General features: G+C 69.2%; 21 protein-coding genes and 5 pseudogenes. 10 read left to right on the top strand and 16 right to left on the bottom strand.

Translation table 11 applies throughout. The features are described from left to right. Positions 1-25: 25 nt before the first annotated feature. A pseudogene (locus B4U46_RS40485) lies at positions 26-358 on the bottom strand (Rieske 2Fe-2S domain-containing protein); the annotation flags it as partial. Continuing rightward, the gene (locus B4U46_RS00220; protein ID WP_079423000.1) at positions 355-1,893 is read right to left on the bottom strand and encodes a flavin-containing monooxygenase; all 1,539 of its coding nucleotides are present in this window, start codon (positions 1,891-1,893) and stop codon (positions 355-357) included. The pseudogene B4U46_RS40485 and the gene B4U46_RS00220, both read right to left, overlap by 4 nt. An 841-nt stretch (positions 1,894-2,734) precedes the next feature. Between B4U46_RS00220 and B4U46_RS00210 the strand changes: the two genes are divergently transcribed. Further along, positions 2,735-3,079: a PRC-barrel domain-containing protein gene (locus tag B4U46_RS00210; protein ID WP_079422996.1), complete on the top strand. Its 345-nt coding sequence runs from the start codon at positions 2,735-2,737 to the stop codon at positions 3,077-3,079. 406 nt (positions 3,080-3,485) lie between these two features. Here B4U46_RS00210 and B4U46_RS00205 read toward each other — a convergent pair whose 3' ends face one another. Further along, complete coding sequence (locus B4U46_RS00205; protein ID WP_079422994.1) at positions 3,486-4,631, bottom strand: hypothetical protein; 1,146 nt, start codon at positions 4,629-4,631, stop codon at positions 3,486-3,488. Between the two features lie 59 nt (positions 4,632-4,690). Next, on the bottom strand, positions 4,691-6,328 hold the full coding sequence (locus B4U46_RS00200) for a hypothetical protein (protein ID WP_079422992.1): 1,638 nt from the start codon (positions 6,326-6,328) through the stop codon (positions 4,691-4,693). 81 nt (positions 6,329-6,409) lie between these two features. Between B4U46_RS00200 and B4U46_RS00195 the strand changes: the two genes are divergently transcribed. Beyond that, positions 6,410-7,471 (top strand): IS630 family transposase, encoded by a 1,062-nt coding sequence (locus tag B4U46_RS00195; protein ID WP_167747559.1) that lies wholly within the window; start codon positions 6,410-6,412, stop codon positions 7,469-7,471. 209 nt (positions 7,472-7,680) lie between these two features. Here B4U46_RS00195 and B4U46_RS38565 read toward each other — a convergent pair whose 3' ends face one another. Further along, positions 7,681-7,986: a lamin tail domain-containing protein gene (locus B4U46_RS38565; protein WP_237292424.1), complete on the bottom strand. Its 306-nt coding sequence runs from the start codon at positions 7,984-7,986 to the stop codon at positions 7,681-7,683. A 116-nt stretch (positions 7,987-8,102) separates the two neighbouring features. After that, a pseudogene (locus B4U46_RS38560) lies at positions 8,103-8,687 on the bottom strand (DUF2278 family protein); the annotation flags it as partial. A gap of 718 nt (positions 8,688-9,405) precedes the next feature. On the opposite strand from B4U46_RS38560, the pseudogene B4U46_RS00185 reads away from it, so the two are divergent. Next, positions 9,406-9,594 (top strand): annotated as a pseudogene (locus tag B4U46_RS00185) (LexA family protein); the annotation flags it as partial. Between the two features lie 114 nt (positions 9,595-9,708). On the opposite strand, the gene B4U46_RS00180 reads toward B4U46_RS00185, so the two are convergent. Continuing rightward, positions 9,709-10,125, bottom strand: a complete 417-nt coding sequence (locus B4U46_RS00180; RefSeq protein ID WP_079422990.1) for a GNAT family N-acetyltransferase — start codon at positions 10,123-10,125, stop codon at positions 9,709-9,711. Positions 10,126-10,212: 87 nt separating this feature from the next. Here B4U46_RS00180 and B4U46_RS00175 point away from each other — a divergent pair, with 87 nt between their 5' ends. Further along, positions 10,213-11,082 carry a hypothetical protein gene (locus tag B4U46_RS00175; protein ID WP_079422989.1) on the top strand — a complete coding sequence of 290 codons (870 nt, stop codon included), beginning with the start codon at positions 10,213-10,215 and terminating at the stop codon, positions 11,080-11,082. Positions 11,083-11,312: 230 nt separating this feature from the next. Here the strand turns inward: B4U46_RS00175 and B4U46_RS40480 are convergent. Next, positions 11,313-11,435, bottom strand: a pseudogene (locus B4U46_RS40480) (IS701 family transposase); the annotation flags it as partial. Positions 11,436-11,445: 10 nt separating this feature from the next. Between B4U46_RS40480 and B4U46_RS00170 the strand changes: the two are divergent. Next, positions 11,446-11,850: a type II toxin-antitoxin system PemK/MazF family toxin gene (locus tag B4U46_RS00170; RefSeq protein WP_079422987.1), complete on the top strand. Its 405-nt coding sequence runs from the start codon at positions 11,446-11,448 to the stop codon at positions 11,848-11,850. Between the two features lie 288 nt (positions 11,851-12,138). Here the strand turns inward: B4U46_RS00170 and B4U46_RS00165 are convergent, their stop codons facing one another. Further along, the gene (locus B4U46_RS00165) at positions 12,139-12,663 is read right to left on the bottom strand and encodes a helix-turn-helix domain-containing protein (RefSeq protein ID WP_311736961.1); all 525 of its coding nucleotides are present in this window, start codon (positions 12,661-12,663) and stop codon (positions 12,139-12,141) included. A gap of 663 nt (positions 12,664-13,326) precedes the next feature. On the opposite strand from B4U46_RS00165, the gene B4U46_RS00160 reads away from it, so the two are divergent. Together B4U46_RS00160 and B4U46_RS00155 are read left to right on the top strand one after the other, a co-directional pair. Further along, positions 13,327-13,626 (top strand): hypothetical protein, encoded by a 300-nt coding sequence (locus B4U46_RS00160; RefSeq protein WP_079422985.1) that lies wholly within the window; start codon positions 13,327-13,329, stop codon positions 13,624-13,626. 523 nt (positions 13,627-14,149) lie between these two features. Beyond that, positions 14,150-15,129, top strand: a pseudogene (locus B4U46_RS00155) (IS5 family transposase). Positions 15,130-15,148: 19 nt separating this feature from the next. On the opposite strand, the gene B4U46_RS00150 reads toward B4U46_RS00155, so the two are convergent. The 3 genes from B4U46_RS00150 to B4U46_RS00140 are packed head-to-tail and all read right to left on the bottom strand — an operon-like array spanning position 15,149 to position 17,432. Then, the gene (locus B4U46_RS00150; RefSeq protein WP_237292422.1) at positions 15,149-15,517 is read right to left on the bottom strand and encodes a hypothetical protein; all 369 of its coding nucleotides are present in this window, start codon (positions 15,515-15,517) and stop codon (positions 15,149-15,151) included. Positions 15,518-15,549: 32 nt separating this feature from the next. Further along, positions 15,550-16,236, bottom strand: coding sequence for a response regulator (locus tag B4U46_RS00145; protein ID WP_079422983.1), 687 nt, complete (start codon positions 16,234-16,236; stop codon positions 15,550-15,552). Next, positions 16,233-17,432, bottom strand: coding sequence for a sensor histidine kinase (locus tag B4U46_RS00140; protein ID WP_208949803.1), 1,200 nt, complete (start codon positions 17,430-17,432; stop codon positions 16,233-16,235). Before B4U46_RS00140 ends, B4U46_RS00145 begins: the two co-directional genes overlap by 4 nt. A gap of 142 nt (positions 17,433-17,574) precedes the next feature. Between B4U46_RS00140 and B4U46_RS00135 the strand changes: the two genes are divergently transcribed. Beyond that, positions 17,575-18,780 (top strand): alpha/beta hydrolase family protein, encoded by a 1,206-nt coding sequence (locus B4U46_RS00135; protein WP_079422979.1) that lies wholly within the window; start codon positions 17,575-17,577, stop codon positions 18,778-18,780. Between the two features lie 28 nt (positions 18,781-18,808). Here the strand turns inward: B4U46_RS00135 and B4U46_RS37110 are convergent, their stop codons facing one another. Together B4U46_RS37110 and B4U46_RS37105 are read right to left on the bottom strand one after the other, a co-directional pair. Further along, entirely contained in the window at positions 18,809-19,156 is a 348-nt protein-coding gene (locus tag B4U46_RS37110) for a hypothetical protein (RefSeq protein WP_123995972.1), read from the bottom strand. Between the two features lie 137 nt (positions 19,157-19,293). Continuing rightward, positions 19,294-21,009 (bottom strand): acyltransferase domain-containing protein, encoded by a 1,716-nt coding sequence (locus B4U46_RS37105; RefSeq protein WP_159402037.1) that lies wholly within the window; start codon positions 21,007-21,009, stop codon positions 19,294-19,296. 638 nt (positions 21,010-21,647) lie between these two features. On the opposite strand from B4U46_RS37105, the gene B4U46_RS00125 reads away from it, so the two are divergent. Next, a complete protein-coding gene (locus B4U46_RS00125; protein WP_079422977.1) occupies positions 21,648-22,517 on the top strand; it encodes a hypothetical protein in 870 nt (289 codons plus the stop codon). Positions 22,518-23,171: 654 nt separating this feature from the next. Here the strand turns inward: B4U46_RS00125 and B4U46_RS00120 are convergent. Further along, the gene (locus B4U46_RS00120) at positions 23,172-23,861 is read right to left on the bottom strand and encodes a Kelch repeat-containing protein (protein WP_079422975.1); all 690 of its coding nucleotides are present in this window, start codon (positions 23,859-23,861) and stop codon (positions 23,172-23,174) included. Positions 23,862-24,433: 572 nt separating this feature from the next. Here B4U46_RS00120 and B4U46_RS00115 point away from each other — a divergent pair. Beyond that, positions 24,434-25,321, top strand: a complete 888-nt coding sequence (locus B4U46_RS00115; RefSeq protein ID WP_079422973.1) for a glycosyltransferase family 2 protein — start codon at positions 24,434-24,436, stop codon at positions 25,319-25,321. A gap of 24 nt (positions 25,322-25,345) precedes the next feature. Here B4U46_RS00115 and B4U46_RS00110 read toward each other — a convergent pair whose 3' ends face one another. After that, entirely contained in the window at positions 25,346-25,627 is a 282-nt protein-coding gene (locus tag B4U46_RS00110) for a hypothetical protein (protein ID WP_237292421.1), read from the bottom strand. Positions 25,628-25,650 lie beyond the last annotated feature (23 nt).

Here is a 25,650-nt window from a genome sequence, read left to right as displayed (position 1 = left end):
GGATGCGGCAGCCGCCGGGGATCTTCACGCAGCGGCCGGCGACGTCGAATTCCCAGGCGTGGAAGCCGCAGGTCAGGCTCTCCTCGCGGACGTAGCCGCCGCGGGCCAGATGCGCCCCCATGTGGCAGCACTGGCTCTCGATCATGCCGACCTGTCCGCTGTCCGTCCGGAACAGGGCGTACTCGTAGGACATGTACGTGACCGGTACCACCTGTCCGCGGCGCAGATGCCTGCTGAAGCGGGCGAAGTACCAGCCGGTGGGGGCGGCCACCGGCTCGGGGGCGCGGCCCGGGGGCAGGTGGGCGTCGAGCTCCCGATCGTAGGGCTGCGGCTTCGGGGGCCTTTGGCGGCGCGTCATGGCCGCTCACTTCGCGCGGGAACCGGACTCCCTGCCCGAGGGGGCGTAGCGGTCGGTTCGTGCCAGGTGTAGGAGGCGGGGTCGAAGCGGCTCAGCCTGCGGACGAGGTGCCCGGTGGACCACGGCCAGGCGAAGGTGTTGCGCCCGCTAGGGCTGAAGTAGTAGCTGGTGCAGCCGCCGGAGTTGTACACGGTGCTCTCCAGCGCCTCCTGCACCGCCGAGTTGTACGCGGCCTGAACGCCGGGCCGCACCTCCAGCGCGCGGTGACCGCCCTCGTCGAGGAGGGCCAGGGCGGCGGTGAGGTAGGTCAGCTGGGCTTCCAGGACGGTGATCGCGGAGGTGGATCCGCCGAGCAGGTTGGGACCCAGGAGCAGGAAGAGGTTCGGGAATCCGCTGACGCTGGTGCCGAGATACGCCTTCGGCTCGCCGCCCCAGGCTTCGTGCAGGCTCCGGCCGCCCGGACCGTACAGGCTGCGGGCCAGGGGCAGTTCACCGACGCGGAAGCCCGTGGCCGTGATGAGGACGTCGGTGGGGGCCGCGGTGCCGTCGGCGCCGATGACCTCGTTCCCGCGTACGGCCGTCACGGCGGTGGGATGCAGACGGACATGCGGCCGGGCCAGGGCGGGGTAGAAGGTGCTGGAGGTCAGCAGACGCTTGCAGCCCAGCCGGTAGTCCGGCGTCAGCGCCTGGCGCAGCCGCCGGTCGCGGACCGCGAGCCGCAGGTGCGCACGGGCCCCCGCCTCGAGGACGCGGGCGAGGTGCGGGTGGCGGAAGGCGTAGCCGAAGCCCTCCTGGAGCGCGTACTGCCCGGAGCGCATGGCGCTGCGGGCACCGGGCAGGCGGTCCAGGGACCGGTTGAGTGCCGCGGGCAGCGCCAGGTCGGGTTTGGGCAGCACCCACTGGGCGGTCCGCTGGAAGAGACGGACCGCCGCCGCGCGGGACTGGATGGCCGGGACGACCTGGACGGCGGAGGCTCCACTCCCTACGACGGTCACGCGGCGCCCGGCCAGTTCGACACTGTCGTCCCACTCGGCGGTATGGAGCACGGGCCCGTCGAACTCCTCGACCCCGGGCACATCGAGGTGGCGCGGGACGTGCCACGGCCCGGTGGCCAGGACCAGCACCTCGGCGCTGTAGGCCCCGTCGCTGGTCTCCAGCCGCCAGCGCCCGGCCGCCAAATCCCACCGCGCTCCCAGCACGCGCACTCCGCAGCGCAGTACGTCGCCGCCGAGCCCGTGGCGCTCGGCCGTGGTCCGCAGGTAAGCGTGGATCTCGCGCTGTCCGGCGAAGAGCCTGCTCCAGGCGGTGTCCGGGGTGAAGGAGTAGCTGTAGAGCGTCGAGGGCACGTCACAGGCGCAGCCCGGGTAGGTGTTCTCCCGCCACGTGCCGCCGAGTTGGGATCCCTTCTCCAGGACGAGCACATCGCGGACCCCGGCCTGGCGGAGCCGGATGGCGGCGCCGATACCGGAGAACCCGGCCCCGACGACCACGACGCGTACGTGCCGTACAGGCCCTGTGGCCTGTGCCGGGATCACAGTGCCGGTCCGGAGGGAACGTCTAAGCCTGTGCCTTCGCGGCGGTCGACGGTGGTCAAGGGTGGTCCTCCTGCATCAGTGCCTTCTTCCAACTGCACGGCATCCTGCCGACCCGCCACCGGGACGGAGCACCTGAAGCCAGGCCGCGACCGGTCCCGTCGACCCCTTGTGACCAGGGGCGAAGCCCTCACCACACCCCTGGTGGCGGCCCGGGAGGAGCGCCCTTACGGGTGAACCGCCTCTGCACGCGCGGACCGGCCGCCGCGAAACACAATCGATCCCATGAGCTCCTCCTCGGTGCCGCTGGCCTCCTGGGCCCGCTGGACGATCCGCGCAGCTGCTCACCTTCGGCGCCGACCGCCTTCTTACTGCCGATCTCCTCCGCGGCCTTGTTCGCCTTGTCCACCTTGGCTTGGGCGGCGGCGGCCTCCTTGGCAGTCTCCTCCCTCCACTTCCGCTGCGCCTCGCGCTCCTCGAAGGTGAACAGGTCCACTTCGAGGACATCGTCCTTGAGGCCAACGCGAGCGGGTTGAAGGCGGCCTCCGGCGGGAGGTCGGGGTCGGGGGTCAGCGTCTCGCTGAACCCCGTGCTCGACCAGTTCCACGCTCCCGGCCTCCGTGCCGCAGCCACCCTGCCCACGAAGACGCCGCCCAGGCCGGACGCCCGGTCCACGAGTCGGACCCATTCCGGCACCCTCCTGCCGCGCGCTGCTGTCACCGTCCGGCTGCCCGCACCCGGCCACGGGAAGCGGGCGTGTGAGGTCCGGCTTCCGGGGCAAGCGCGCCACAGCGAGAAGCGCGACAGGCAGACAGACACCGAACGCTCTCCGAAGGAGTTGGACATGACCGACGACATGTGGGCCTACCGTTCCGGCATCATCCATCCGACGGGCGAAGACCTGAGGGGCTACAGCGTGGAAGCGCTCGACGGCCGCATCGGCAAGGTCGACCGTCACTCCAACGAGGTCTCCGACGCCTACCTCGTGGTCGACACCGGCGTGTGGATCTTCGGCAAGGAGGTCCTGCTCCCGGCGGGGACGATCACCCGGGTGGACTCGGAGAACAAGACGGTCCACGTGGACCGCACCAAGGACCAGATCAAGGCGGCTCCTGAGTTCCACCCCGGCCACCACCTGCGCGAGCCCGACTACCGCCAGGAGATCAGTAAGTACTACGGCCGGGGATAGACAACCGTCTCACGAGGGCTGGGTCGGGGTCCTCCTGGCAGACGGCACCGTCCCGGCGCCGGCGCTCTTCGACACCGGGTCGGGCCCCGACGTCCAGGGATCGCCAGCCCTCGGGAGGGTCGCACCTGAAGGGGGCTGGAGGGTTGCACGAGACTGCGGCCCAGAGCCTTCCGCCGTGCTCCCGCGCCGTAAGGATCGGCTCATGCTCCTGGGCCTTTCCGGGCTCCCCGGCTTCCGCCCGTATGCAGGCGGTGAGCGTGATGCCGGAGGCGTCGTCGGCACCGACGGCTGCCCACGCCAGACTGTCGGCCAGGCCGTGGCGTCCAGCTTGTTCACGCGTCGTAATCACGCTGATGAAGCCAGACAGGTTTCCTCCATCTGGCCGCGACCTCGCGTTCCGCGCCGCTCAGCGGCGGCGCGTGTGGGAGGTAAGGGCTGAGGCGGCGTGGTAACCACCGCCGGAGATCGCGCTGATGTTCCGGGCGACCGCGGCCGGCTCGACAGGGGCGGGGGCCAGTTGCGCGCAGGCGGTCTTCGGCTGGGTGGTGCTCTGCCCGAAGCGGCAGGCGACGGCGGTCAACTTGATGGTGATGAAGTCGGCGATCTGCGCGCCGTATTGGATGGGCCTTCCGTTGATGGTGATGTCCCCGACGGTGAAGCCCTTGTCCTGGGGCACCTCGTAAACGAACCGGACAGGGTGCGATTCGTCACCGCGCTGCCTGATCCAGTAGCTCTTGGGGTCGGAGCCGTCCGGGGTGGCCCAGCCGTCTGTCGCCAGGTTGTCGAAGTAGAGGCCGACCGGGTTGGCGAGGGAGATATCGGCCTTCTGCCGGGCGATGGCGTTCACTGCTCCGCCGATGTGCGGGTCGCTGTTGCGCTCCGGCTCACCGTACTGGCTGCACTGGATGAGTTCCTGCTCGGCGGCCAGCTCGTGGCCGTTGATGACCCGCACGATGGTGGCCGCAGCCGCGAGTTCGATTTCGGCGCCGAGGGTGTTGTTGCGCTGGATCAGGTGCATGGCGCCATGGGCCGTGGAGTCATTCCACTGGTTACGGGCGTTGTAGGTGCCGGTGGATCCGAAGAGATCGCCGTGCTTGACGTTGGGGCTGATGTGCGTCTGGTACAGCTCGAGGACCTTGGCCGGGGCCGACTGCGCAAGGAGCTGCCAGTACTCAGGGCCCTCGCATGTGAACATGACCTTGGTGATCTTCCCAGCGGCGTTGCGGGTGACGCTCCACTCGCAGTACTCGTCCTGAACGTCCCGGCTGGCGTCGGCACGCTTCCATCGCTGAGTGTCGCTCAGAGAGTGGACTTTGATCAGACGCGGGAAGGCCGTCCAGGTGACGATGGCCTCCTGGACGTCGGCCGCGGTGTCGGTCTTGGTCAGGTTGTAAAACTGGCTACGGGGGCTGTCGTTGAGGACCTGAGTGGGGTCGGGGCCCTGGATCGATCGGTCGACGTTCTCGCTGATGAAGATGTTCCATGCCTTCAGTCCGGTTTCGTCGAGATCGTCGAGGCTTCCGGGCGGGCCGTAGGAGTCGAGCGGGCTCATGAGGGGCTCCTTCGCTGAAAGGTGACCGGGGCCAAGGGATCAGAGGACGGTGTCGGCTGTCACGGGCTGGGCACGACCGTGCCGTCATCGTTCATTCGGAGGCGGGGCGCGTCTGCGGGGATGTTGGTGGTCGGCAGGGTCAGCTCGAACTCGTTGAGGCGCATCGCCTTGAAGTCGCGGCGGCGGGACTCGGCCAGTTTGACGTAGTCGAGGAAGCCGGAGGACGTGCGGATCCGCATGCCGACGTGACCGAGATAGTCGTCGATGCGGTTGGCGAAAGCTTGGGGCCAGGCACTTTCGGAAAGGGCCCAGCCAGTAGCGAACCGGCTTTCGGGGCTGTCGGGCGGAAGTCCCGCGGCGGATTTCACGATCGCCTGGACGATCTGGTCCTGCAACCCCGCCGTGTCCGTCGCAGTAATGGGAACGTGGTCCATGAGCTGCGCCCGGTCTGGGCTGAAGATCGGGTTGGTGAAATCGACCATGAGCGCGCAAGCGGCGAACTTGGCGGAAATGATGCCCTGTTGCACCATTTGGCGTACGACGTCGTTGTCCTCGTAGGCCGCCTCGGGTACGACGAACGCGAAAAAGGTGTCGCCGGGCTGGGAAAAGCCGCTGGTCTTTTCCTCCAGACGGAAGTCGAACGTGGACAGACTGGCGACGTAATGGGCAGCTGGCGCAGCAGGGAGGGAGGCGTTGACGGGCAGTATGAGGTCGTCCAGGAGTGCGTCGCCGTTCAGCCAGAAGCCCGTGGGCAGCGTCAGATCGCCGCCGGAGGGCGTGATCGTGGAGCTCTGTGTTGCCGTGCTGGCCAGGTTCACCGCGGTGCTGGTGAACAGGTGGCGCATCAGTTGGTCAGGATGCTCCACCTTGCCGTCCTGCGTGACAACAGCCAGGCGGGAGGCCGTCCAGCGACTGATCAGCGAACGGACGGTCAGTTCAAGGTTCTGGGCACCGATGACCTGCTGGTACAGCGGGTTGCCGCGCAGGGGGTCGTCGGAGGCGAGCTGGATCGTCGCGGCCTGGGACTGCCAGTTGATCCAAGGCAGTTTCAGTTCCTTCATCACCACACTGCCGTTGATGTGGCTGTCGAAGCAGCCGTTCCCGCGGGAACCGGGGGCGAGGGCGGACAACGAGTTGCCTGCCCAGACCCAGACCGGGCTGATCCGCATGTAGTAGTTGAAGGCCTTCGCAGCCGGATCCCAGGCTGCGACCTGGAGGAAGGTCGTTGCCGGGTCGCCGTTGGCCCCGGTACTCACCAGCAGGTCGACTTCACGGCCGCTGGTGGCGCGAGTGATCGCGAACCGCATGTCACGCGGCAGATCGAGTCCGGCGACGGGTGGAATCTGCCCGGCCTCGCTGATCAGGTAGACGGACTGGTCCGCAGTCGTCGCCGGCTGGGGAAGTTCGGCAAGTAGGTCCTGTACCGTCATCGGGAACTTGCCCTGGCGCAACAGCAGCGCGGCCATCGGGTCACCCAGCACCGCCAGCTCCTGCGCACTCAGCGGACGGGCCTGCTGATCGACCCCCGCCACGAAGCGATATACCTTCCCCATGCTCAGCGCCTGAAAATCGACGTCACCTAACGCAGCGAAGAGCCCGTGTGTGCCCTCGTCTGTCAGGCCAATGCCGCCGGCCTCGTCGGCGCGGCTTTGCTGAAGCCAGGCGGTTGCCCGTCGACGCTCTCGAAAGCCATCCACCGATTCGACCCTTCGTCAACGAACTTCTGCCGAAGAGGTTATTGATCCGAAACGGTTGGGGTTCTGGGTCGTTGTAGTGGTGTGAGTGATCTGGTGGGGGACGCGCGGCACCTGTCGCCGACGGCGCAGGAAGCGTTGCGGCTGCGGGCGGTGGCCGCGCTGGTGGAGGGCCGCGACCGTGCGGAGGTTGCGGCGGTGTTCAAGGTCTCGCTGAAGGCGGTGGACGGCTGGTGGGCGAAATGGCTGGCCGGCGGGCGTGATGCGCTGACCGCTCGCCCGCGGGGCAAGCGCGTGGGCGAGCATCAGGTGCTGTCCGAGGCCGAGCAGGCGGCCCTTCGCCAGGCGGTACTCGATCACCGCCCTTGTGACCTTGGGTTATCCGGGCAGCTGTGGACGCGTGGCCAGGTCGGCGTACTGATCGCGAAGTTGTACCGGGTGCGGCTGACCGAGCCGGGGGTGGGCAAGTACCTCAAGCGGTGGGGGCTGTCGTTCCAGCGGCCCGACAAGCGGGCGGTCGAGCAGGACCCGGAGGGGGTGCGGGTCTGGCTGGAGGAGACCTGGCCGGCGATCCGCGCGAAGGCGAAGGCGGAGGGCGGCGAGGTCCTCTTCGCCGACCAGGTCGGCATCCGCTCCGACCAGGTCAGCGGCCGCACCTGGGGCGAGCGGGGCCGCACCCCGATCGTCCGGCGGACCGGGAACCGGATCTCCGTGAACGCGATGTCGGCGATCAGCACGAAGGGCCGCATGCACTTCATGGTGTTCACCGAGAGCTTCGACGCGAACGTGATGTGCCGGTTCCTCGACCGCCTCGCCGGCCACTTCGACCGCAAGATCCACCTCGTGGTGGACCGGCATTCAGCCCACCGGTCCCGCACGGTCCGCGACTGGCTGGCCGATCACGCCGACCAGGTCGAGCTGCACTTCCTGCCGTCGTATTCGCCCGAACTCAACCCCGACGAGCTCGTCAACGCAGACCTCAAACGGAGCCTTCCCGCGAGCAGCAAAGCCCGTACCCAGGCCCAACTCGCCAGCGAGACACGACGGTTCTTCCACCGCCGTCAGCGCCAGCCGCACATCGTCCGCGGCTACTTCCACGGCCCGCACGTCCGCTACACCCTCGAAGAGAACCCTTTGAGTTTCTGATCAATAGAAGCGACGTCACCGTTCATCGCGATCTTCACCAGTGCGGCTTCGGAAATCACCCGCAGAGCCCAGTGGCAAGGGCCAGGTTCGGGTGGCCGGCAGCCGCTGGTCGGTGTTGATGTCGGTGGGGGAGAGTGATCCCTGTTCCTGATTTCGGGGACACGAAGGGGGCCCGTCACACAGCCCGCCGGAGCATGGGCCGGCGGTGTTCAGAAGGTGATGGTCTGTCCCTCACGTTCGGCTTGTCGCGCGGTGTAGGCGACGCCGTGGACCTTGAGGCCATCCGGGTTGAGGAGGGTGATCGTGCCGCCTTGGTTGTCCAGGTGGAATCCGTTGCCGCCCGTGATGGTGAGGGTGGTGCCGGGCTGCAGCAGGCCGGCGGGGAGCGGGAGGGTGTGCTGGCTGCGGTCGGCGAGGTGCCAGCCCTGGAGGTTGACCGGCGTGGGGGAGGCGTTGAGCAGGGTGACGGTTTCGGCTGCGGGTGCCGAGCTGGTGGGGTTGACCAGTGCCGCCATGATCCGCAGGGGTTCCTCACGGTCGCGGGGCGGGGCGGGGCCGTGTCGATGGGGTGGCCGGTGGTGTCGTCGGTGTGCCAGGCCTGGGACTGGAAGGCAAGGAAGACCGCGACCCAGCGGTTTTCGGCGGGTAGGTGTACGAGCAGGGCGCCGTCCTGCCAGATCCCGTTGTCGGAGCGGAACTTTCCGCTGTTGCCTTGGTTCATGTGGATGTCGTGGACACCGTTGCCGGGCCGGAACCCGAACACCTTGTCGGGGATGTTCGCCTCGGGGCCGAACCGTTGCCCGAAGAGGTACAGGGTGGCGGTGGGGTCGGCGATGGCCCGCTGCACGTAGTGGTCGAGCAGGTCGGCCAGGTCGTTGTCGGCGCCCGCGAGGTCGGGCGGGAGCAGTCGCATCGAGGCGGGATCGAACAGGTTGCCGCGGATGAAGTCCAGGCTGGCCTTCCCAGGTTGCGATGCCAGAGCCGTCCATCCGCTGCCGGCTGGCGGGAGCAGTTCGGTCACCGGGTGGCGGAAGTCGTCGTCAGCCAGGTACAGCAGCTCCGAGGGTGCTTGCTGGGACTCGACGTTGACAGCGGCCCGGTAGTGGGTGCCGGCGTTGTCGGTGAGGTGGATCTGGTAGTGCGGCGTGTCGCTGGATCCCTCCCGGCGCCGGTCGACTGCGCGGGCGGCCAGGACACCGTATTTTTTCAGCGGCATGGGTCATCCTTCGGATGCGGTGGAAGCGGCACGGCCGGGGTGTGGTCGTGCCGACGGGGGCGGCAAGGGGGACGGCCGGGAGGACTTCGGCGCTTGGCAGGTCCGCCGGATACGGCGGCCGTGTTTCACGGGTCGCGGAGGGTGGCGAGGCTGGAGGCGTGCTCGACGCGGGCCGGCAGGGCATGGCTGACCTGGATGCCGTGGTCGATGCGTTCTGGTTGGCCGCGTACGCAGCCTCGTCCTCGGGCCTGCAGCGGCCACCGGTCCCGTAGAGGTTATCCACATTCCAGTCGCAGATGACCGCCATGTCGCACCCCCGTCGCTCGCGCAGGCAGCCCTGCCGACTGCCGATCCTCCTCACGGTTATCCCCCGACCATGCCTGGGCGGGACACAGAATCGCCCAATGTTCACCCGCCTTGCCCTGCGGCCCTCTGGGTGATGGGCGACTCGGCCGCAGTCGACGGGAAGTCCGGCTTGGCCGTCTTCAGCCGGCTCTTGAAGGTCACCCGCACCACCCGCTCGGACGCCGCCCGATCTACGTGATCCTGGACGACGTATCCGCCTACAAAGCGTGTACGGGCGAGGGACATGTTTGAGGATCAGAAGCGCGGAACGGTCCGGCCCGCTCTTGAGCCCACGTCGGACTGAAAGCGATCGGCACGGTCCCGTTCGTGTTACCGGGCTGACGCCTCCGAGAATCGGAGAACCCGGCGGTTCCAAGTCGCCGGCGACAGCGTGATCGAGGCCGCGATGCGCGACGGTGACATCGTGACCGTCCGCCGGCAGTGCCGCCGTCCACGGCGACTCATCGCCACGCTCGACGGCGAAGCCACCATCAAGCGTCTGCGCCACGAGCACGGCGAGACGTGGCTCGTGCCCCACAACGCGGCGTACGAGCCGCCAGGCCCCCACCGATCCGGTGCCCCGGCGGACGATCCGCGGGAGCCGTCTCCCCTCATCGCCATCCGGGAAGCGCGCGTCACAACTGCCTTGTGCGGCAGGTTGCCGCACTCTGTGGATCTACGCCTGGTCGAAGGTCCAGACGAGCACCACTTGCTTCTCCTCCGGGATGCCTCCGGCGCGACGGTAAGTCGCCCGTGCCGCCACGTTGTCCTCGTCTGTGATCACCCACATGCCGTAGCAGTCCCGTTCGCGCGCCAGGTCCGCAAGCGCCGACGTCAGGGCCCGCCCGACACCTCGCCCGCGGAACGACTCGTCCACGCCCAGCTCGTACAGGAACATCTCGGTCCCCTTGTCCGGGTGTGTCATCTCGACGCCGGTGACCATCCCCGCTGGGGCGCCATCGACATAGGCGATCAGGAGGTGGTGGCGCTCGTCCGTCAGAAACCTCTCAGTCACCTCCGGCAGAGGGGGCACATCGAAGAGATGCCCGGCGTCCTGGACGGCCTCGACCCGAGTGATGTGGCGGATCTCCATGGGGGGATCCTGTCAGGTCTTCGATCGCGCCCCCAGGTCATCAACAGGGCGAACCTTGCCTGACGGCACGGCACTAGCATTGCGGTCATGCTGAAGCCCGAGGAGAGCGGCTGCACCGAGGGGGCGACGTCCGTCAACTGGAGCGTCACCGTGGTGGACCACCAACGTACGGTCGGCAAACCGCCGTACGAGGAGGACAGTCCCGAAGGGCGGCCGCTCGCCCGGCGGGACGACCTGCGTATCCACGGCAAGGCCAAGAAGATCACCTGTGTCGACGCCGCGGGCCGCACCCGCTGGACCCACAGGTGCGTCGGCATGCCCAACGCTGCCCACATCTCCAGCGGCCGGATCCTGGTCACCACGGACTCCTTCGAGTACACCGCCTGGGGCTTCCTCGGCCCGGCCCTCCTGCTCGACCTGGCCGACGGCACCCTGATCGCCGAACTGCGCGGGGAACGCGGCGCGGCCGTCCGCGGGGGCCGCTTCCTGCTCGGCCTCGAGGGTTACGACTCCTTCGACACCGGGGAGTACGACCGCGACGGCGCCCTCGTCGACTCCTGGCGCAGCTACGGCCACTACGTCGTCGGTACCGGCGTCCGCGTCGTCGAGACCGACCGCAGGATCCCGACCAGCAGCCGGGTGGTCCGGCTGCTGCCCGGCGGCGTCATCGAACGCGGACCGCTGCTCGCCGACCCGACGACCCGGAGGCCGCTCGTCCTGGAGGACGGCACCATCCTGGTTCTCGACGCCGGGGTGCTGCGCGCCGTCGGTCGCCGGCTCGACGACACCGTCCTCGCCGAACTGCTTCCCGTCGCCCCCGACGAGACCTATCGCCACATCGGAACGCTGCGCCGCAGCGGCAACCGCATCACCGCGATCCTCACCGAGCAGCACCCCGACCACCCCACCGAGTACACCGTCCACACCTGGACCCTTACACTCCACCAGGGCACCTGACCGCGTTCCGGTGCCCGGACGGGACGGACCAGCGGCTTCGAAGAGCCCACAGCCGAGCTGATCCGTGGGAACGACCTCTCTGCGGGCCGGACCGGCTCGTGTTTCGACCATGCCTTCGCCGAGTGCTTCTCCGCGGTGTCGCGGATCGGCAGGAGGCGGGTCGTACGTGGGGCAGCGGAGTGGGCCCACGGAAATCCGGGGCCAACACCAACCTGATCGCCCGTCGGGGCGTCCGGGGTCCTGCCCCCGGCCCACTCGGCGATGGTCCAGCAGTTCTTGCGCGGCAGGTCCGACAACAGGCCGAGTACCAACTTCCGGGCCCGGCGTCGGGATTCGACCCGTGTGAAGCGTATCGGAGGGCTTGTGCAACGTGGCGAAGTCTGGTGGGTCCAGTTCGACGAGCGGAGGTTGGTCGTACTGCTGTCAGGAGACGACGCGTCCGGGTTCCAGGTGATGCAGGTCGTCGCTCCGGCGGGCCTCGACATCAGCGGTCTGGGCATCGAAGTGACGGTCGGCGCCGGTGAAGGGCTGCCGCTCGAAGGCGTGCTGCGGCTCGCGTTCCCGCGTCCAGGCTTCACCCCGTGCACGTGGCTGACGACCGTGTCCCGGGACGACCTGATAGAGCGGGCGGCCGTCCTGTCCTCCAGGAAGCTCAGCGAGATCGACGATGCCCTCCGACTCGCTGAACAAGCACAGGAGCGGACCCCGGCAACGACCGCGAAGCTCAGCGAGCTAAGGGACGCCCTCCGCCGCGGTGAACTCGGCTAGACGGAGAAGGATCCGACGCCCGCGACGGGCATGGGCGATCTCGGGACGTCGTTCCGGGTGAACGTGACGGATGGCATTGGGAATTGCCTGCCGAACGTGTGAAAATCCAGGGAGCTCTCATCGGCAAGGGCTCTCTCGATGAAGAAGATCGTCTCGGCTGGGGCCTCGCTGATGGCGATGATCTTTCTTGTGCAGCCGGCAGTTAGACCAGCGGTCGCCTGACAGATGGTCCCCGTCGCCTAGGTATCCCGTCACTCCGCCGACTCGACCCATGGTGGGATCAGACCGTCAGGCGGAGGCGGCTTCGAGGAGGGCTTCGGCGGCAGTGGTGCGGGCGTAGAGGACGGAACGGCCGGCGCGGTGGGCGCTGACCAGGCCCGCGTTGCGCAGCGCGGTGAGATATTGGGATACCCCCGCCGGGGAGAGCCCGGTGCGGTGGGCGAGCTCGGTGGTGGAGGCCGGGGTATCCAGTTCGGTGAGCAGCAGAGTCCGTGAGCGGCCGAGGACCGGGGCGAGGGCGCAGGATTCTGTGGCGGGTCGGGATTCCCAGAGCGTGTCGATGCCGCGTGCTGGATAGGCGAGTTGCGGCGGGTCCGGCGGTCGCACCCGGGTGCGCAAGGCGGGGCCGGTGAACGCCGAGGGGATCAGCAGCAGGCCGGTGCTCCCGGAGTGGCGGGGCATGTTCTGTTTCCGGTGGGCCAGTGTGAGCGTGTTGTCGTCCCAGCTCACCGAGGTGTGCAGGTCGTTGAAGAGGTGGCCCGCGCCGTGTTCGGCGACGGTGCGGGCCCGGTGGAAGATGTCGGAGTCCAGCACAGCCCTGATGCGTGCCCAGTAAGGGGCGAGCGCCAGCAGTTGGCACCCTCCACCAGGGTGACGAAGATATCGCCCACTGCCGTTCCCAGAGGCCCGACGGCTGCGAAAGATGGCTGGGAAGCACCGGGCGGGGGCGGTGAAGGGGGCCGGCCAAACCCGGTGCGCGGATGCCGCGACATGCTCTTGCACAAGGTTCCCGTAGAGATGCGCCCCGACGAGACCGGCCGCGTGAAGATCGATGACGATAGCGGTCTGGCCTGAGCCTTCTGCCACAACGAGGGCACGCCCGTCGCCGCCGACAACCGCGGCGCTGAACCGGGCCGGTACACCGGCACCCCCGGCAAGACCGGGCGCCAGTGCCGTTCAGGTTTTGTACGGGGCCGCGCAGCTGCTCGGTCTCCCCGTGATCGACGGGCACGACGTCCCCAGCCCCCTGAGGGCGGCTGGCCCACGAGTGGTGTGCAGCACACGACGCACCATCATATTCGAAGGCTCGGGTGCGCCCCCACGTCTTCGAAAGACAGGAGCCGGCCCCTCTCACCCTCCGGGTCCACTGCCCGATGCCCTCCCCGCCACGCGCGCCCCTCTGATATCCAACGGCGTTTGTCAGTGGGCGGTGTCAGGATCGGGCGGTTGGTCCGACGAGCTGCAGGGGGGAAGGGCATGGCGGAGTGGTTCATATGGCCGCGCGGGGCGCAGGCGGAGGATTGCGCGGCCTTGGAGGGGTGGCTGGCCGAGCACGGGTGGGAGGTCGACCCGACGGTGTTCATGGCCGGCGCACTCGGCCAAGCGGCGCAAGTGCGCAGGATCGACGGGGCGTGTCAGGAAGGCGAGCCCGGGCTGCTGATCCTGCCGGGCGAAACCGTGGAGTACGACGGCATGCGCGTCCGGCTTGCCGCCAAGCCGGCAGGGTGCCTGACAGGGGCGAGTTCGGGACAGCAGGCCGTCGGCGGCGGCCTGTAGCAGCAGTGACGCTGGCGATGCGGGTGGGCATGGCTTCGGTCATCGCCCCGCCCGTGGCCGTGTCCGCCACCCCGACCGCGCGCGTCCAGGTGTACTGGGGTGTCTGCACCGCGGGGACCACGCCGGGCGCGCCGGTCTGTGCGAGCGCTCGCCGCAACGCCGCGTCAAGGGCGGCGGTGGACGGCGGCTCGCGCGTCGGGGCGGGGCCGAAGCCGACCAGCAGCGAAACCAGTACGAGAACGCCACGACCTGCTGCCCGCAGGACGAGAAGATTCCGGCTCCGTGGCCGAGGCCACGCGGGTCGGCGGTGTCGGTGAGGCCAGAGGGTTGTCCTGCCTCTCTCCGACGAGGATGAGCGGAGGCAATCGCTCGCCTCTGATGAGCGCATGGGCTGCGTCGACGAACGGTTCGTTGGGCACGTCGAACGCCCGCAGACCTGCCTTGTGCTAGGGCCTGTGTGATGTCGTGATCAGTTGCTGGGTTCTGCCCTCTTCGTGGAGCGGAACCCGGTAGGACTGTGGCCGTGACGCGTAGGCAACTGACCGATGCCCAGTGGAAGTTCATCGAGCCGTACCTGCCGATCGGCAGGTACGGACCGTACCCCGAGCGACTGCGGGAACAGTTCGAAGGGGTGATCTGGCGGTTCCGGTCCAGTGCCCAGTGGCGGGAGATGCCCGCTGAGTTCGGGCCCTGGGCCACCGTCTACGGGCGCTTCCGCGTCTGGCGGGACGCCGGCGTCTTCTCCGCCCTGCTGGAAGGCCTGATCGCCGCAGCGGCCCGCACCGGGAGAACGGACTTGTCGCTGGTCAGCGTGGACTCCACCACGGTCCGCGCCCACCACGACGCCGCCGGGATGCGTATCGGCGAGGACCTCATGGAGGCCCTGGAAGAGGCTGCGCGCGAGCAGGAGGAGGCCCGGAAAAAAGGGGCGGACCGGAGGAACAGAACGGACAGGCCGAGCGCCGGCGCGTCCGGCTCAGACGCAAGCTCCGCATGAAGGAAGCCCTGCTCGGCAGGTCCCGCGGTGGACTGACGACCAAGATTCATCTCGCCGCGGACCGGCAATGCCGTCCGCTCGCGTTCGTCCTGACCGTCGGACAGGCCGCCGACAGCCCTCAGTTCATCCCTGTGCTGGGCAAGGTGCGGGTCCGGCTGCCCGTCGGCCGCCCCCGCACCAGACCCGGCGCGGTCGCCGCGGACAAGGCCTACTCATCCCGCGGCAACCGCACCTACCTGCGCAAACGCAACATCAAGGCAGTCATCCCGGAGAAGAAGGACCAGGCCGCCAACCGGAAGAAGAAGGGCGCAAGGGGCGGCCGGCCCGTCAGCCACGACGCCGGCCTCTACAAAGAGCGGAACACCGTCGAACGCCTGATCAACAAGCTGAAGGCCTGGCGAGGCATCGCCACCCGCTACGACAAGGCGCCCCAGAGCTACCTCGCCGGCCTCCACCTCCGCGCCACAATGATCTGGATCGACGACCTCCTGAAGACCGCCGACTGATCACAACATCACACAGGCCCTAGTCGAGGTAACGCACGCCGGCCGCCTCGTCGGCGGACAGGAGTGTCCGGGTCCACGTGACGTGAGCGGGGAAGTTCTCGAACAGGTCGCGGTTCTCGCCGTATCCGCGCGTCGCAGCAAGCAGAGCGCGACGTGCGAAGTCCGCTCCAGCGTCGGAGAGGTCCGGATGCGTCAGCGACTGCTCTGCCTGACCGGCTACCGCCAGATGGGACCGGAGGTTCTGGCCGAACCTCTGGCTGGACAGCTCGCCGCCCAAGAAGCAGGCGACCATCTCGTCCTCACTGCTCACACCCGGTACCTGCACGACCGTCAGCATCGGATCGAACTCGGTGGGGGCTGCAGCCTGCTCGCACGTCATCTCGTGCACAGGTCTTGACCATTGCTCCTTCTCACCCTGCCCTACCGTCTACCCGGTGTGAGTCCGTTCTCGTAGGCGATGATCGCCAGGTGGACGCGGTCCCGGGCCTCGAGCTTGGCGAACAGACGCGCGACATGGGTCTTCGCCGTCGCCGCGCTGATCACCAACCGCTCGGCTATCTCACCGTTCGACAGTCCCTGTCCGACCAGTGCCAGCACCTCGCGCTCCCGGTCGGTGATCCCAGCGACGAGACTTGAGTCCGCGGCGGGCTCGGTGGCCGGTGCGGGGGCCGCGCGGGTGGCGGAGGTTCCGGCGAAGTCGGCGATCAGCCGTCGGGTGACGCTCGGCGCGAGCAACGCGTCGCCGGCCGCCACCACGCGGATCGCGTCCAGGATCGCGTCCAGGGCCATGCTCTTGAGCAGGAATCCGCTGGCGCCGGCGCGCAGTGCGCCGTAGACGTACTCGTCGTCGTCGAAGGTCGTCAGCACCAGCACCTTGGGCGGGTCCGGCTCGGCGGTCGCCTGCCGGGTCGCCTCGATCCCGTCCATGCCCGGCATCCGGATGTCCATCACCACGACGTCCGGCCGCAGCTCGCGCACCAGGCGCACAGCCTCGACGCCGTCGCCGGCCTCCCCGACCACCTGCAGGTCGGCGGTGTCGCCGATCAGGATCCCGAGCCCGACCAGCATCAGCGGCTGGTCGTCGACCAGCAGTACTCGCACGCTCATGCCGGGAGCCTCGCAGCCACCCGGAATCCGCCCTCCGGACGCCGGCCGGCGCTGAACTGGCCGGACAGCAACGTCACCCGCTCGCGCATGCCGAGCAGGCCGAAGCCGCTCCCGCCGGCCGTTGCCGAGGGCCTCGGACGGCCGGGCGTGCCGGGACCGTCGTCCCCGTCGTCCACCACCTCGATCGTCACTCCTGTCGGCTCGTATCCGACCGCGACCCGGCACGTCCGCGCACCGGAATGCCGCACCACGTTCGTCACCGACTCCTGGACGATCCGGAACGCCGACAGCTCGATCTCCGGCGGCAGCGGACGCCGCTCGCCCCGCCAGGCCACGTGGACCCGCACCCCGGCGTCGGCCGTGCGTTCGGCGAGCCGCGGGATATCCGCCAGGCTGCCGGCCGGCGCCAGCGGAGCGGCCCCCGGCATGGCGTCGTCCGGCTCGGCGCGGCGTAGCGCTCCGAGCATGCGCTGGAGCCCGAGCAGCGTCTCCCGGCTGGTGGTTTCGATGCCGGTCAGCGCCTGCCGCGTCTGCTCGGGCTTGGTCTCCACGACCCGAGCCGCCGCTCCCGACAGCACCGTGATGATCCCGATGCTGTGCGCGACGCTGTCGTGCAGTTCGCGGGCGATCCGCAGCCGCTCGGCCATGACGGCGCGGGCCGCCCTCTGCTCGTGCAAGGCTCCGAGGTATTCACGGCGTTTGCGATGCACCCCTCCGAAGACCCACGCGACCGCGAACCACAACGCGAACTGCCCGGCCCACTGGGCCGCGTCGCTGACGGTCTCCCCGGGGTAGACGTGGATGTTCTCGACGAACGCGGCCGCGACGGCCGCGATGGAGCCGACGGCGGCAGCCTTCGGCCGCCGGACGGCGAGGTGCCCGCCCAGGAAGACGAGCAGGACGAACACGATCAAGGGCCGCACGCCGAAGAGGTGGCCGAGGACCGATTCGCCCAGGATCGCCGCGAAGACCGCCGCCGGCAGACGGCGCATCAGCAGAACCGGAAGGGCGAGCACGACGCACAGACCCATCATCTGGAAGGGCCCGAGGCCGGGAAACCGGAACAGGCCGGGACCACGACGGATCGACCAGCAGAGCATCAGCGCGTAGAAGCAGGCGGTGGCCAGTACCACGGCCCGGTCCGTCAGCCAGGTCACGCGCTTCGATGTCGAGAGACGCTGGAGAAGCTCTTCCATACGGAGATCGTATTCAGCGGTGTCGGCTCCGCGCGTCGCCCCGGGGATGTACGCGGGGTACATCCCCGGGCCGACGGCCTGGGGAACGGTGACATCCACCGGCCGACGCGACGGAGGAGCTGCGGAACCTAGCGTCGCTCCCATGAAACGCAATCGCCGTATCAGCGCTGTCGCGGCGCTGGCGCTCGCCGCCCTCGTCACCGGAACCGGCGCCGGGTTCGCCGCCACGACCGCACCGTCGGCCACACCGGTGGCCACGCACCCGTTCGACACCGCACCGGCCACGGCCACCGCGCCCACACGGTCCTTCCAAGGCACCCTCCCCGCGCCGACCGGCCCCTACGCCGCCGGCAAGGAGGTCATCCACCTCACCGACGCGAACCGTCCCGACCCGTGGGTGCCGTCATCCGGCCCCCGCCAACTGACCGTCACGATGATCTACCCGGCCGTCCCCGGGACCGGGACTCCGGCCCCTTACATGACCCTCGGCGAGGCAGCCGGAATCCTCCAGCGCCAGAAGACGCCGGCGAGCTCCGGCGTCACCCCGCAGACCCTTTCCAGCGTCACCACCCACGCCTTCGACGGCGCGCGGCCGCAGAGGGGCAAGTATCCGCTGGTGGTCCTCTCAGCCGCGCACGAGAACCCGCGCATGACGCTCACCGCGCTCGCGACCGACCTGGCCAGCCACGGCTACGTCGTCGCGCTCGTCGGCCACACCAACGAGGACAGCGGCGAGACGCTGGCGAACGGCCAGACGTCGTCGTGCGTGATCTGCGACAACCCGGCGCTCAACTTCGACTCGGTGGTCGCCAGCCGCGCGACGGACGTGTCCTTAGTGATCGACCAGTTGACGCACGGCAATACCGCGTGGCGCCTGGCACACCTCATCGACAAGCACCAGATCGGCATGGCCGGACACTCCCTCGGCGGAGCGTCGGCCGCCGCCACGTTGATCGCCGACCCGCGAGTACGGGCCGGAGTGAACATGGACGGCACCTTCCACCCGACCCCGATGCCCGGCCAGATCAACCGGCCGTTCCTCATGCTGGGCACGGCCGAAAACCACTCGGCCGGCGGCCACGACACCACGTGGGAGCGGGCATGGGCCGCCCTCGGCGGCTACAAGGAGTGGCTGACGGTCACCGACGCCGACCACTTCAACTTCAGCGACCTGGACCTGCTCAAGAAGCAGGCCGGGTTCCCGACGCAGGGCCTCTCCCCGGAACGCGGGCTGGTGATCACCCGCGAGTACGTGACGGCGTTCTTCGACCAGACGCTGAAGGGGATCCACAGTCCGCTGCTGGACGGCCCCTCGCCGAACAATCCGGAAGTACTCTTCCAGCGCTAGCGCAGCGCCGCGTTGATCCTTCGGGGGTTCATGCGGCTTTGAGTGGGCTGCCGTCGTAGGTCCAGCGGTAGGGCTTGGCGTCGTGTTCGTCGTAGGCCAAGACGAAGGTGTCGATGGCCGCGGCCAGTTCGTCACGGGAGGCGAACTGGCCGCGGCGTAGTAGACGTCGGGTCAGGGTGGAGAAGAACAGCTCGTCGGGTAGCCCCAGCGCGTCTCCGCGTTGGGGCCCCTCAGAACCGGCCGCGCCCGTTTTCCAGGCAACCGGCTCAAGATTTGCCCTGCGCGGTGAGAAGCCGGCTTGTCGGGCCATTGCGACCGGGGCAGGCGGCTCACGCCGCGGTGCAGCGGGTCTCGACGCGACGACGGTGTCCGACACCGCGTGCTTCGGCGCCGGCCCCACGGCGTTGGGCGCCTTGATCTGCGGGACGTCGGCCTGGCGGCCACTCCCCCCGATCCAGTTCCGGTGACCGTCGACGGCCCGCCACGGTGGTCATGTAGGGAGTGCGGGGCCGGTCAGAACACATCGGTGGTCCAAAGGAGGTGCATATCCCATGCGATGTCCAGGGCTTCCTTCGCTCCCTGATACCACGCGCGTTGTGCGGCGTCCTCCGGCACGGTGTGAAGGGCCGCGAGCACATCGGCCGGCATCCATGCTCCGCCCCAGTCGCCCAGCCAGGTGTCCCGCGTCTTGGCGGGTTGCGGGGGCCACGGGATGTCGTAGCCCTCGCTCCGGAGAATCTTCAGAGCGGTATCGCGTTGACACCTCATCAGGTGTTGCGGGGAGAAGATCCCGTAAGCATCCTGACGGATTTCGTTCCCGTTCAGGTAGGCCTGCCATGCCGCCTCCGCTGTGGGCTGGTCGCGCCAATCGACCACGGGGATCTCCCTGGAGGGCCGTACAGCCGGCGTGCCGACGGTCTTCGCGCGCGCCTCCGAGTGGATCCGGTGCCCGGCCGCGGGCAGGCTCCAATGGCGGCCGGCTTGGAGGTGGGCGATCACGGCGTGCTGGACGTCGGTCTGCGGGGTGAGGGACAACGCGTCGGCCAGGTCGTACACGTAGCGTCCGAAGGCGTGTTTGATCGCATCGCGGTCGCCTGCGGTCAGCGCGTTCGGTTCCTGGACGGGGTAGGGGTCGGGGGTGCGGGTGGAGGGGGCGAGTGCGGCGGTGAACTGGCGCAGTTCGTGGTCCTCGGGCAGGTACTCGTCCAGGGCGTGGTCGAGCAGCCAGCCCCCGACCTTGACGGTGAACGACCCCAGGTCCCACTGGACGCCCTCCCCGTACTCCTGCGGAAGGCGGCGCAGGAACGCGTGGACGCGGTCCGCCCAGGCCTGGTCCGGCACGGTCGTCAGCGGCTGCGCCGTGTGGGGGACCAACACCTCCACCCGCTCGTTCCACGCCACGCAATCGAGTTGTTCCAGCCGGTAGACACGCCCGCAGAAGACGGCCGCCACGAAGTCGTGCTGGACCAGTCCGCCGTACCCGGACCCCGTCCGGTAGAGGGAGATCTTCTCGCCGAGGATCCCCAGACTCGCCGCCGAGATCTCCTTCGGTACCTTGTTGACAAGGTGGAAGACCCGCACGGAAGGGGCCGCGGCCAGGAAGACCACGGTGTAGAACCACCAGCCTTCGAGGCCGTGGTCGGGCATGACCGGAGCGACGGGCATGTTGAAGCTGCGGCCCATCCGGGACCGGAGCAGCGCGAGCGTCCGCTCCAGCAGCCACAGCCACGGCGAGCCGACGGCGGTCAGGGCCTCGGCGGCGGCCGCGATGTCGGCGTGGTCTTCCCGGGGGATTCCCAGTTCCTCCATCAAGGCGATCAGTTCGTCGTCCTCGGGTATCTCAGGAACCAGGACGGTGCCCTGCACGTTCTCCAGCGCCTCGGTCCAGTCCCGGAACTCCTCGCCCAGGCCCAGGGCCTCCCTGATGTCGCAAGCCGTGAGCGCCTGGCGGTCCGCCCGCGTCCACTGGCGCACCAGCTTCCGCAGCGCCCGCTCCGTACGGGCATGGAAACGAAGCGCGGTCAGCATCTTCTCGTGGAGGGCGGCCTCTTCGGCTGTCTCCGCGTCCCGGTCGGCTGCCTCACGCGCGGCGATCCACCGCTTGCGCCATGCGTCCAGCCAGTCCATGTAGTGGTACTCGGCGTGGCCCGAAGTGGCGCCGGCGAGGGCGCAGGTGAGGTAGTAGTGGAGATCTTGCTTCCAGTGGTCGGTGTCCGAAGCGATCCTCACCAGCGCGCTCACCGCCTGCCGCGCCAACTCTTCATGGGCGGCGTTATCCGCTGGGTCACTGGCCGAGGTCATACGTGCCTCCCGAAGGGCGATGGTGGGTCGTTGCTGCTTCCGTCCGAGCGCAGCACGTGGTCGCGACGCTGGACGGCATGTCCAACACCCTATTATCGTCGTCCCGACGATAATAGGGTGTTGTGATCGGGTAGCCAAGCGGGCGGATTCACCGCGGCCGGCTCTTCCTCCGCCGGCATGCGCGGCGGGGTGGGGTCTCCTCTGCGGCCCATCGGGCACGTAGGGTGATGATCATGTTCCGGCCGGCGAAGTGGAGTCCGCGCGATCGCCCCGCCGCTTGCGCATGAGGGCCATCCGGAGAACGCCGTGTGGTTCTGCAAGGACCATGTCCGGCACACCGAGGGAAAGACCGACATGAGCGCCATCGAGGCCATGGTTCACATACGCGCGGCGGTCCGTCGCAATGCCCCGAACCCCTGGCCGCTCACGAGCATGCCGTGAGTTGGGGCAGGCCCCCAGCTGTCGGCGTAGGGCCGCTGCGGTTCGGAGATCTGGCGTATGCACACCGACGGCGTCGAAGAAGCGGTCGGCTTCTTCGACAAGAACGAAAAGACTGTGGAAATACCATGACTGACGTTGCGGGCCACCTCGTCCCGGTCAAGGGCGAGGTCGCCGTCTTCCGCGGCTGGCCTTACCGGGCCCGCGCCGCCGCGGGTCTGTGGCCGTATGTCGAGCTGCTGCCCGAACCCGGCCACCCCGCACCCGAAGGGCTCACCCCGCGCGAGGCCGCCAACGGCTCGGTGGGATACCCGGCTCCGCCGGAGCGCCTCGAAGCCTGGTACGCCGTGCGCTGGACGTTCCGCTGGCACGACGAGCCCTTCGAGTGCGCCGCCGCCACGCCCGCCACGCTCACGGGCGACTACCTCGGCTCCCACGGGCAGTTCGCCAAGGAGCACCTCAGGCGCCGGGGCATCCGCTACCGCGGCGTCTTCCCGCGCGACGAGGTAGCCGAGCTGGAGGAGCACCGCGAGGATCTGCTCCAGCCTCTGCACGCTCTGATGAGGCGTCTGGCCGAGGTTGACCATTTCAGCCCCAAGGCCTACGCCGTCTACCAGGGCCGGACGTATCCGGCTGCCGGCGAGGCAGATGCCGCGGGCCTCGTCGCACTGACCACTGGGCCCGACCGGCCTGAGGGTCTTGTCGCCGATCCCCGGGACTCGGGCTCCGGGCAGTTCCTGGCCGCCCCGGAGCAGTTGGACGCCTGGTACCGGACCCACTGGACCTTCCGCTGGAAGGGCGGCCCCTTCGACGCCGTCGGGACGGTGGACGGCAGGATCAAGGGCATCTACACAGGCGGCAGTTGGGGCTTCGCGGACAATCACATGCTGACCGAGGAGAGGGCTCCCGAAAGGTTCCGGTACACGATGGTGGTGGACCCGGACAGCGTCACCGACCTCGCACAGCAGCGATCCGATCTGCCCGCCGACCACGCCTGACCCGCGTTCCGGTACCCGGACTTCTGTGACTCCTGACGAACCGCGGGTCCGCGGGAAGCCGACGGCGGACGGCCGCCCTCACGTACGTGGGATGACGACCGGCGCCCCCGTTCCGGCCATCGACCACCACGCGCTGTTGGTGTGCCTCCTCCAGCTGGCGCTCCTCCTGCTCCCCGCCGTCTCCCTCGGGCAACTGGGCGTGCTGCTCCTCGTCTGCGTCACCGGCATGGAGCTGCACTTCGGCCTCGTCAGGCGCCGCGGCGCCACAGTGGTCCGGGTGAGCCTCGCGCCTCGCCGGGCTACTGCCGCCCCTGGGGCTCGGCACCGCCACGGGCGTGCTGCTGCCCGCCTCGTGCCGGCGGCACCGGCCCGACGTGTTCGCCAGTCGCGAGCGTCCAGGCCAGCGGAAAGAGCCGCCTGCGCCTGGTCGACGTCCGAACCGGTCAGATTCGGCAGGACGACCTGCCGCTCGCCTCCCGCCGTCGCCACGACGGAGAGGATGCGGTCGTCTGCTGGGGCCGCCAGGAGGTCACGGCCGTCGTCGCCAGGACCGGGGCGGCCCCGTGGCGTCTCCCCGTTGAGAAAGCCGGCCGTATTGCTCCGGAGGTCACCCCGGCCGGCACACGAGCACCCGCGTGCCCCCGCGAGCCGCGGTCAGTCGAGGGTCGCAGGTGGGTCCAGGGCTTCCAGCGTGCCGACGGCGGCGCCCCCGGCACCGAAGTCGCCCACAGCGTAAACACAGGTGCCGGTCTCGCCCGGCGGGCACGCGGCGCTTGCGGCTGCCAGACCGCTGCGGGGCGTGGGCATCGATGGCAGTGTCGTCCAGGCATTCGTAACCGGGTTGAACGACTCCACCGATGCTGTCACGCCGCCACTCACGCTACCGCCGACGGCATAGACGCAGGTACCGGTCTGCCCTCGCGGGCAGGGGGCAGCCGCCGACGACAGGTCCATGTGTGAGGTGGTCATCGAGGCGACAGGGCTCCAGGCGATGGTGGCGGGGTTGTACGACTCCACCGTGGCCAGGACGCTGCCGTTGTACCCGCCGATGGCGTAGACGCAGGTGCCGGCTCGGCCTGAAGGGCAGGGCGCGGATGCCGCGGTCAAGGCGGACCGGGAGGTGGGGAGTGACGGGAGCTTCGACCAGGCGTTGGTGAGCCGGTTGTAGGACATCACGGTGCCCACGGCGCCAGGTGTCGCGCCAACACCGCCGAGTGCGTAGACGCAGGTGCCGGACTGCCCCGGAGGGCAGGGCGCGGCCGCCGAGGCCAGAGCGGCCTGGGGTGCGGGTAGGGAAGGCGGTGTGGTCCACACGTTCCCGTTGGTGGCGGCCGTCGGCGGCATCGCTACCAGGGCCGCCAGGAGGGAAGGAGCACCGCCAGGGTGAACCGGCCCCAGGGGCCCCCGTCCGATCTACTGGTACTTGGCATGTCGGCCTCCTCCGTCGTCGGGCACGGTGGGACCCCTTCCCCGGTGGGCCGGACACCCTGCGGTCCGCCTACCGAAATCCATCGATCGGCTTTCCGTTCGGGCCAGTCAGAGCGCCAGTACGCGTCCCCCGACGGCAGAGCAGCGGCTCTGCGTGTGCCAGCGCTGTTCTGGGCAGGCCGGGCCGCAGGCGCCGTGAGGCGTATTCGCAGTGCGTGGCCGCCCGACCGCAACGCGCGGTCGTTCAGATCGTCTGGTGAGGGTCGTGCAGGTGGAGGCCCGCCGAGCGGGCCTCCACCACCGGATGGCGCGAGGCGTGATTGATTCGAACTCTTCGGCAGATTTACCGAACTCGGCCGATTGCATGCCACGTTGGGTTCGGGGAGTACGCTGCGCGGAGCTGTGGTCGTTGGAGCGCGGCCCCATGGAGCGGTCGGCTTGCCCATAGCGGTGCTGCGGCGGGACCAGCCAGCGAAGGACAGGTTCAGGTGAGCACGGAAACCAAGCGCAGCGTCGACGTGGTCGTGCTCACGATGAACGACCGGGATGCGGAATTCCGTACGGCGATGGCGTCGGTGCTGGGCCAACAGGGGGTGGATCTTCGGGTCGTCATCGTCGGCAATGGGGTGGAACCGGACTACGTTCCTGACGGCGTGGGCACGGTGGTGCTGGCGGAGAACACGGGTATCCCACAGGGCCGTAACGTCGGCGCTGGGGCCTTGGCCGACGGCGGCGGGGCCGAGTTCGTGCTGTTCTTCGACAACGACGCGATCCTGCCGGACCCGCAGATCCTCGCTCGGCTGATCGCCGAGTTCGACCGACACCCGCAGGCCGCCTACGTGCAGCCCCGCATCGCCGACCCGATCACCGGCCTGACCCTGGGACGCTGGGTACCCAGGCTCCGCTCGGGGGATGCCCGCCGCTCGGGAGTTGTCACTGTCATGGCGGAGGGCATCGTCCTGGTCCGCCGGGCGGACTTCGAGGCTGTGGGCGGCTGGCCCGGGCACTTTTTCCTCTTCCACGAGGGCGTGGACCTGTCCTGGCGGCTCTGGGACCTGGGGCGGATCGGCTGGTACGCCGGGGACATCGAGGTGCATCACCCGGCGACGAACCCGGCCCGGCACGGGCCGTTCTACCGGATGGTGGCCCGCAACCGGGTCTGGGTCGCGCTCCGGCGTCTGCCCGCCCCCCTCATCCCCGTCTACCTGACTGCCTGGGGCCTGATCTGCCTCTGGCGGTTCCGGGCCTCCGGCAACCTGAACGTGCTTGCGAAGGGGTTCGCCGAGGGGCTGCGTGGCGGGGCGGGGGAGCGGCGGCCGATGTCGTGGCGCACGGTTTGGCGGCTGACGCGCGCCAGCAGACCCCCCATCGTCTGATTCGGCCGGGTTCCCCGAGCCGCGTCAGCCGGCGGTGATCCGTTCGCGCAGGTCACGTACGGCTGCCAGGTTCCGGTGGGAGTCCATGGTGGCGACGAGGTCCTTGAGCGGGCCTGCGGTCCGCTGGGAGCTGATCCGGTCGATGAGGTCGAGGGCCTGGTGCGCTGTTCCGCACGCCTGCTCGTGGTGCCCCTGGCGCCACTGCGCGTCGGCCTGCCGGGTGAGGTAGAGGACGTGGGTGCGCACCGCGCCGCCGTCGAAGGCGCGCTCCCGGCGCAACCGGTGCCACGCCGGGGCGGGTGACACGGCGGTGGCCCTCACCGCCACGG

It is taken from the genome of Streptomyces katrae, assembly GCF_002028425.1.
GTDB classification, from domain to species: domain Bacteria; phylum Actinomycetota; class Actinomycetes; order Streptomycetales; family Streptomycetaceae; genus Streptomyces; species Streptomyces katrae_A.
The sequence above is the reverse complement of the archived record's forward strand: the minus strand, read 5'-3'. Positions and strand labels throughout refer to the sequence as shown.

Excerpts from the sequence above, each read along its gene's own strand:
- B4U46_RS00210 (WP_079422996.1), top strand. The coding sequence starts at position 2,735 with ATGACCGACGACATGTGGGCCTACCGTTCCGGCATCATCCATCCGACG.
- B4U46_RS00205 (WP_079422994.1), bottom strand. The coding sequence starts at position 4,631 with ATGAGCCCGCTCGACTCCTACGGCCCGCCCGGAAGCCTCGACGATCTC.
- B4U46_RS38565 (WP_237292424.1), bottom strand. The coding sequence starts at position 7,986 with ATGGCGGCACTGGTCAACCCCACCAGCTCGGCACCCGCAGCCGAAACC.
- B4U46_RS00180 (WP_079422990.1), bottom strand. The coding sequence starts at position 10,125 with ATGGAGATCCGCCACATCACTCGGGTCGAGGCCGTCCAGGACGCCGGG.
- B4U46_RS00175 (WP_079422989.1), top strand. The coding sequence starts at position 10,213 with ATGCTGAAGCCCGAGGAGAGCGGCTGCACCGAGGGGGCGACGTCCGTC.
- B4U46_RS00160 (WP_079422985.1), top strand. The coding sequence starts at position 13,327 with ATGGCGGAGTGGTTCATATGGCCGCGCGGGGCGCAGGCGGAGGATTGC.
- B4U46_RS00145 (WP_079422983.1), bottom strand. The coding sequence starts at position 16,236 with ATGAGCGTGCGAGTACTGCTGGTCGACGACCAGCCGCTGATGCTGGTC.
- B4U46_RS00140 (WP_208949803.1), bottom strand. The coding sequence starts at position 17,432 with ATGGAAGAGCTTCTCCAGCGTCTCTCGACATCGAAGCGCGTGACCTGG.
- B4U46_RS00135 (WP_079422979.1), top strand. The coding sequence starts at position 17,575 with ATGAAACGCAATCGCCGTATCAGCGCTGTCGCGGCGCTGGCGCTCGCC.
- B4U46_RS00125 (WP_079422977.1), top strand. The coding sequence starts at position 21,648 with ATGACTGACGTTGCGGGCCACCTCGTCCCGGTCAAGGGCGAGGTCGCC.
- B4U46_RS00120 (WP_079422975.1), bottom strand. The coding sequence starts at position 23,861 with ATGCCGCCGACGGCCGCCACCAACGGGAACGTGTGGACCACACCGCCT.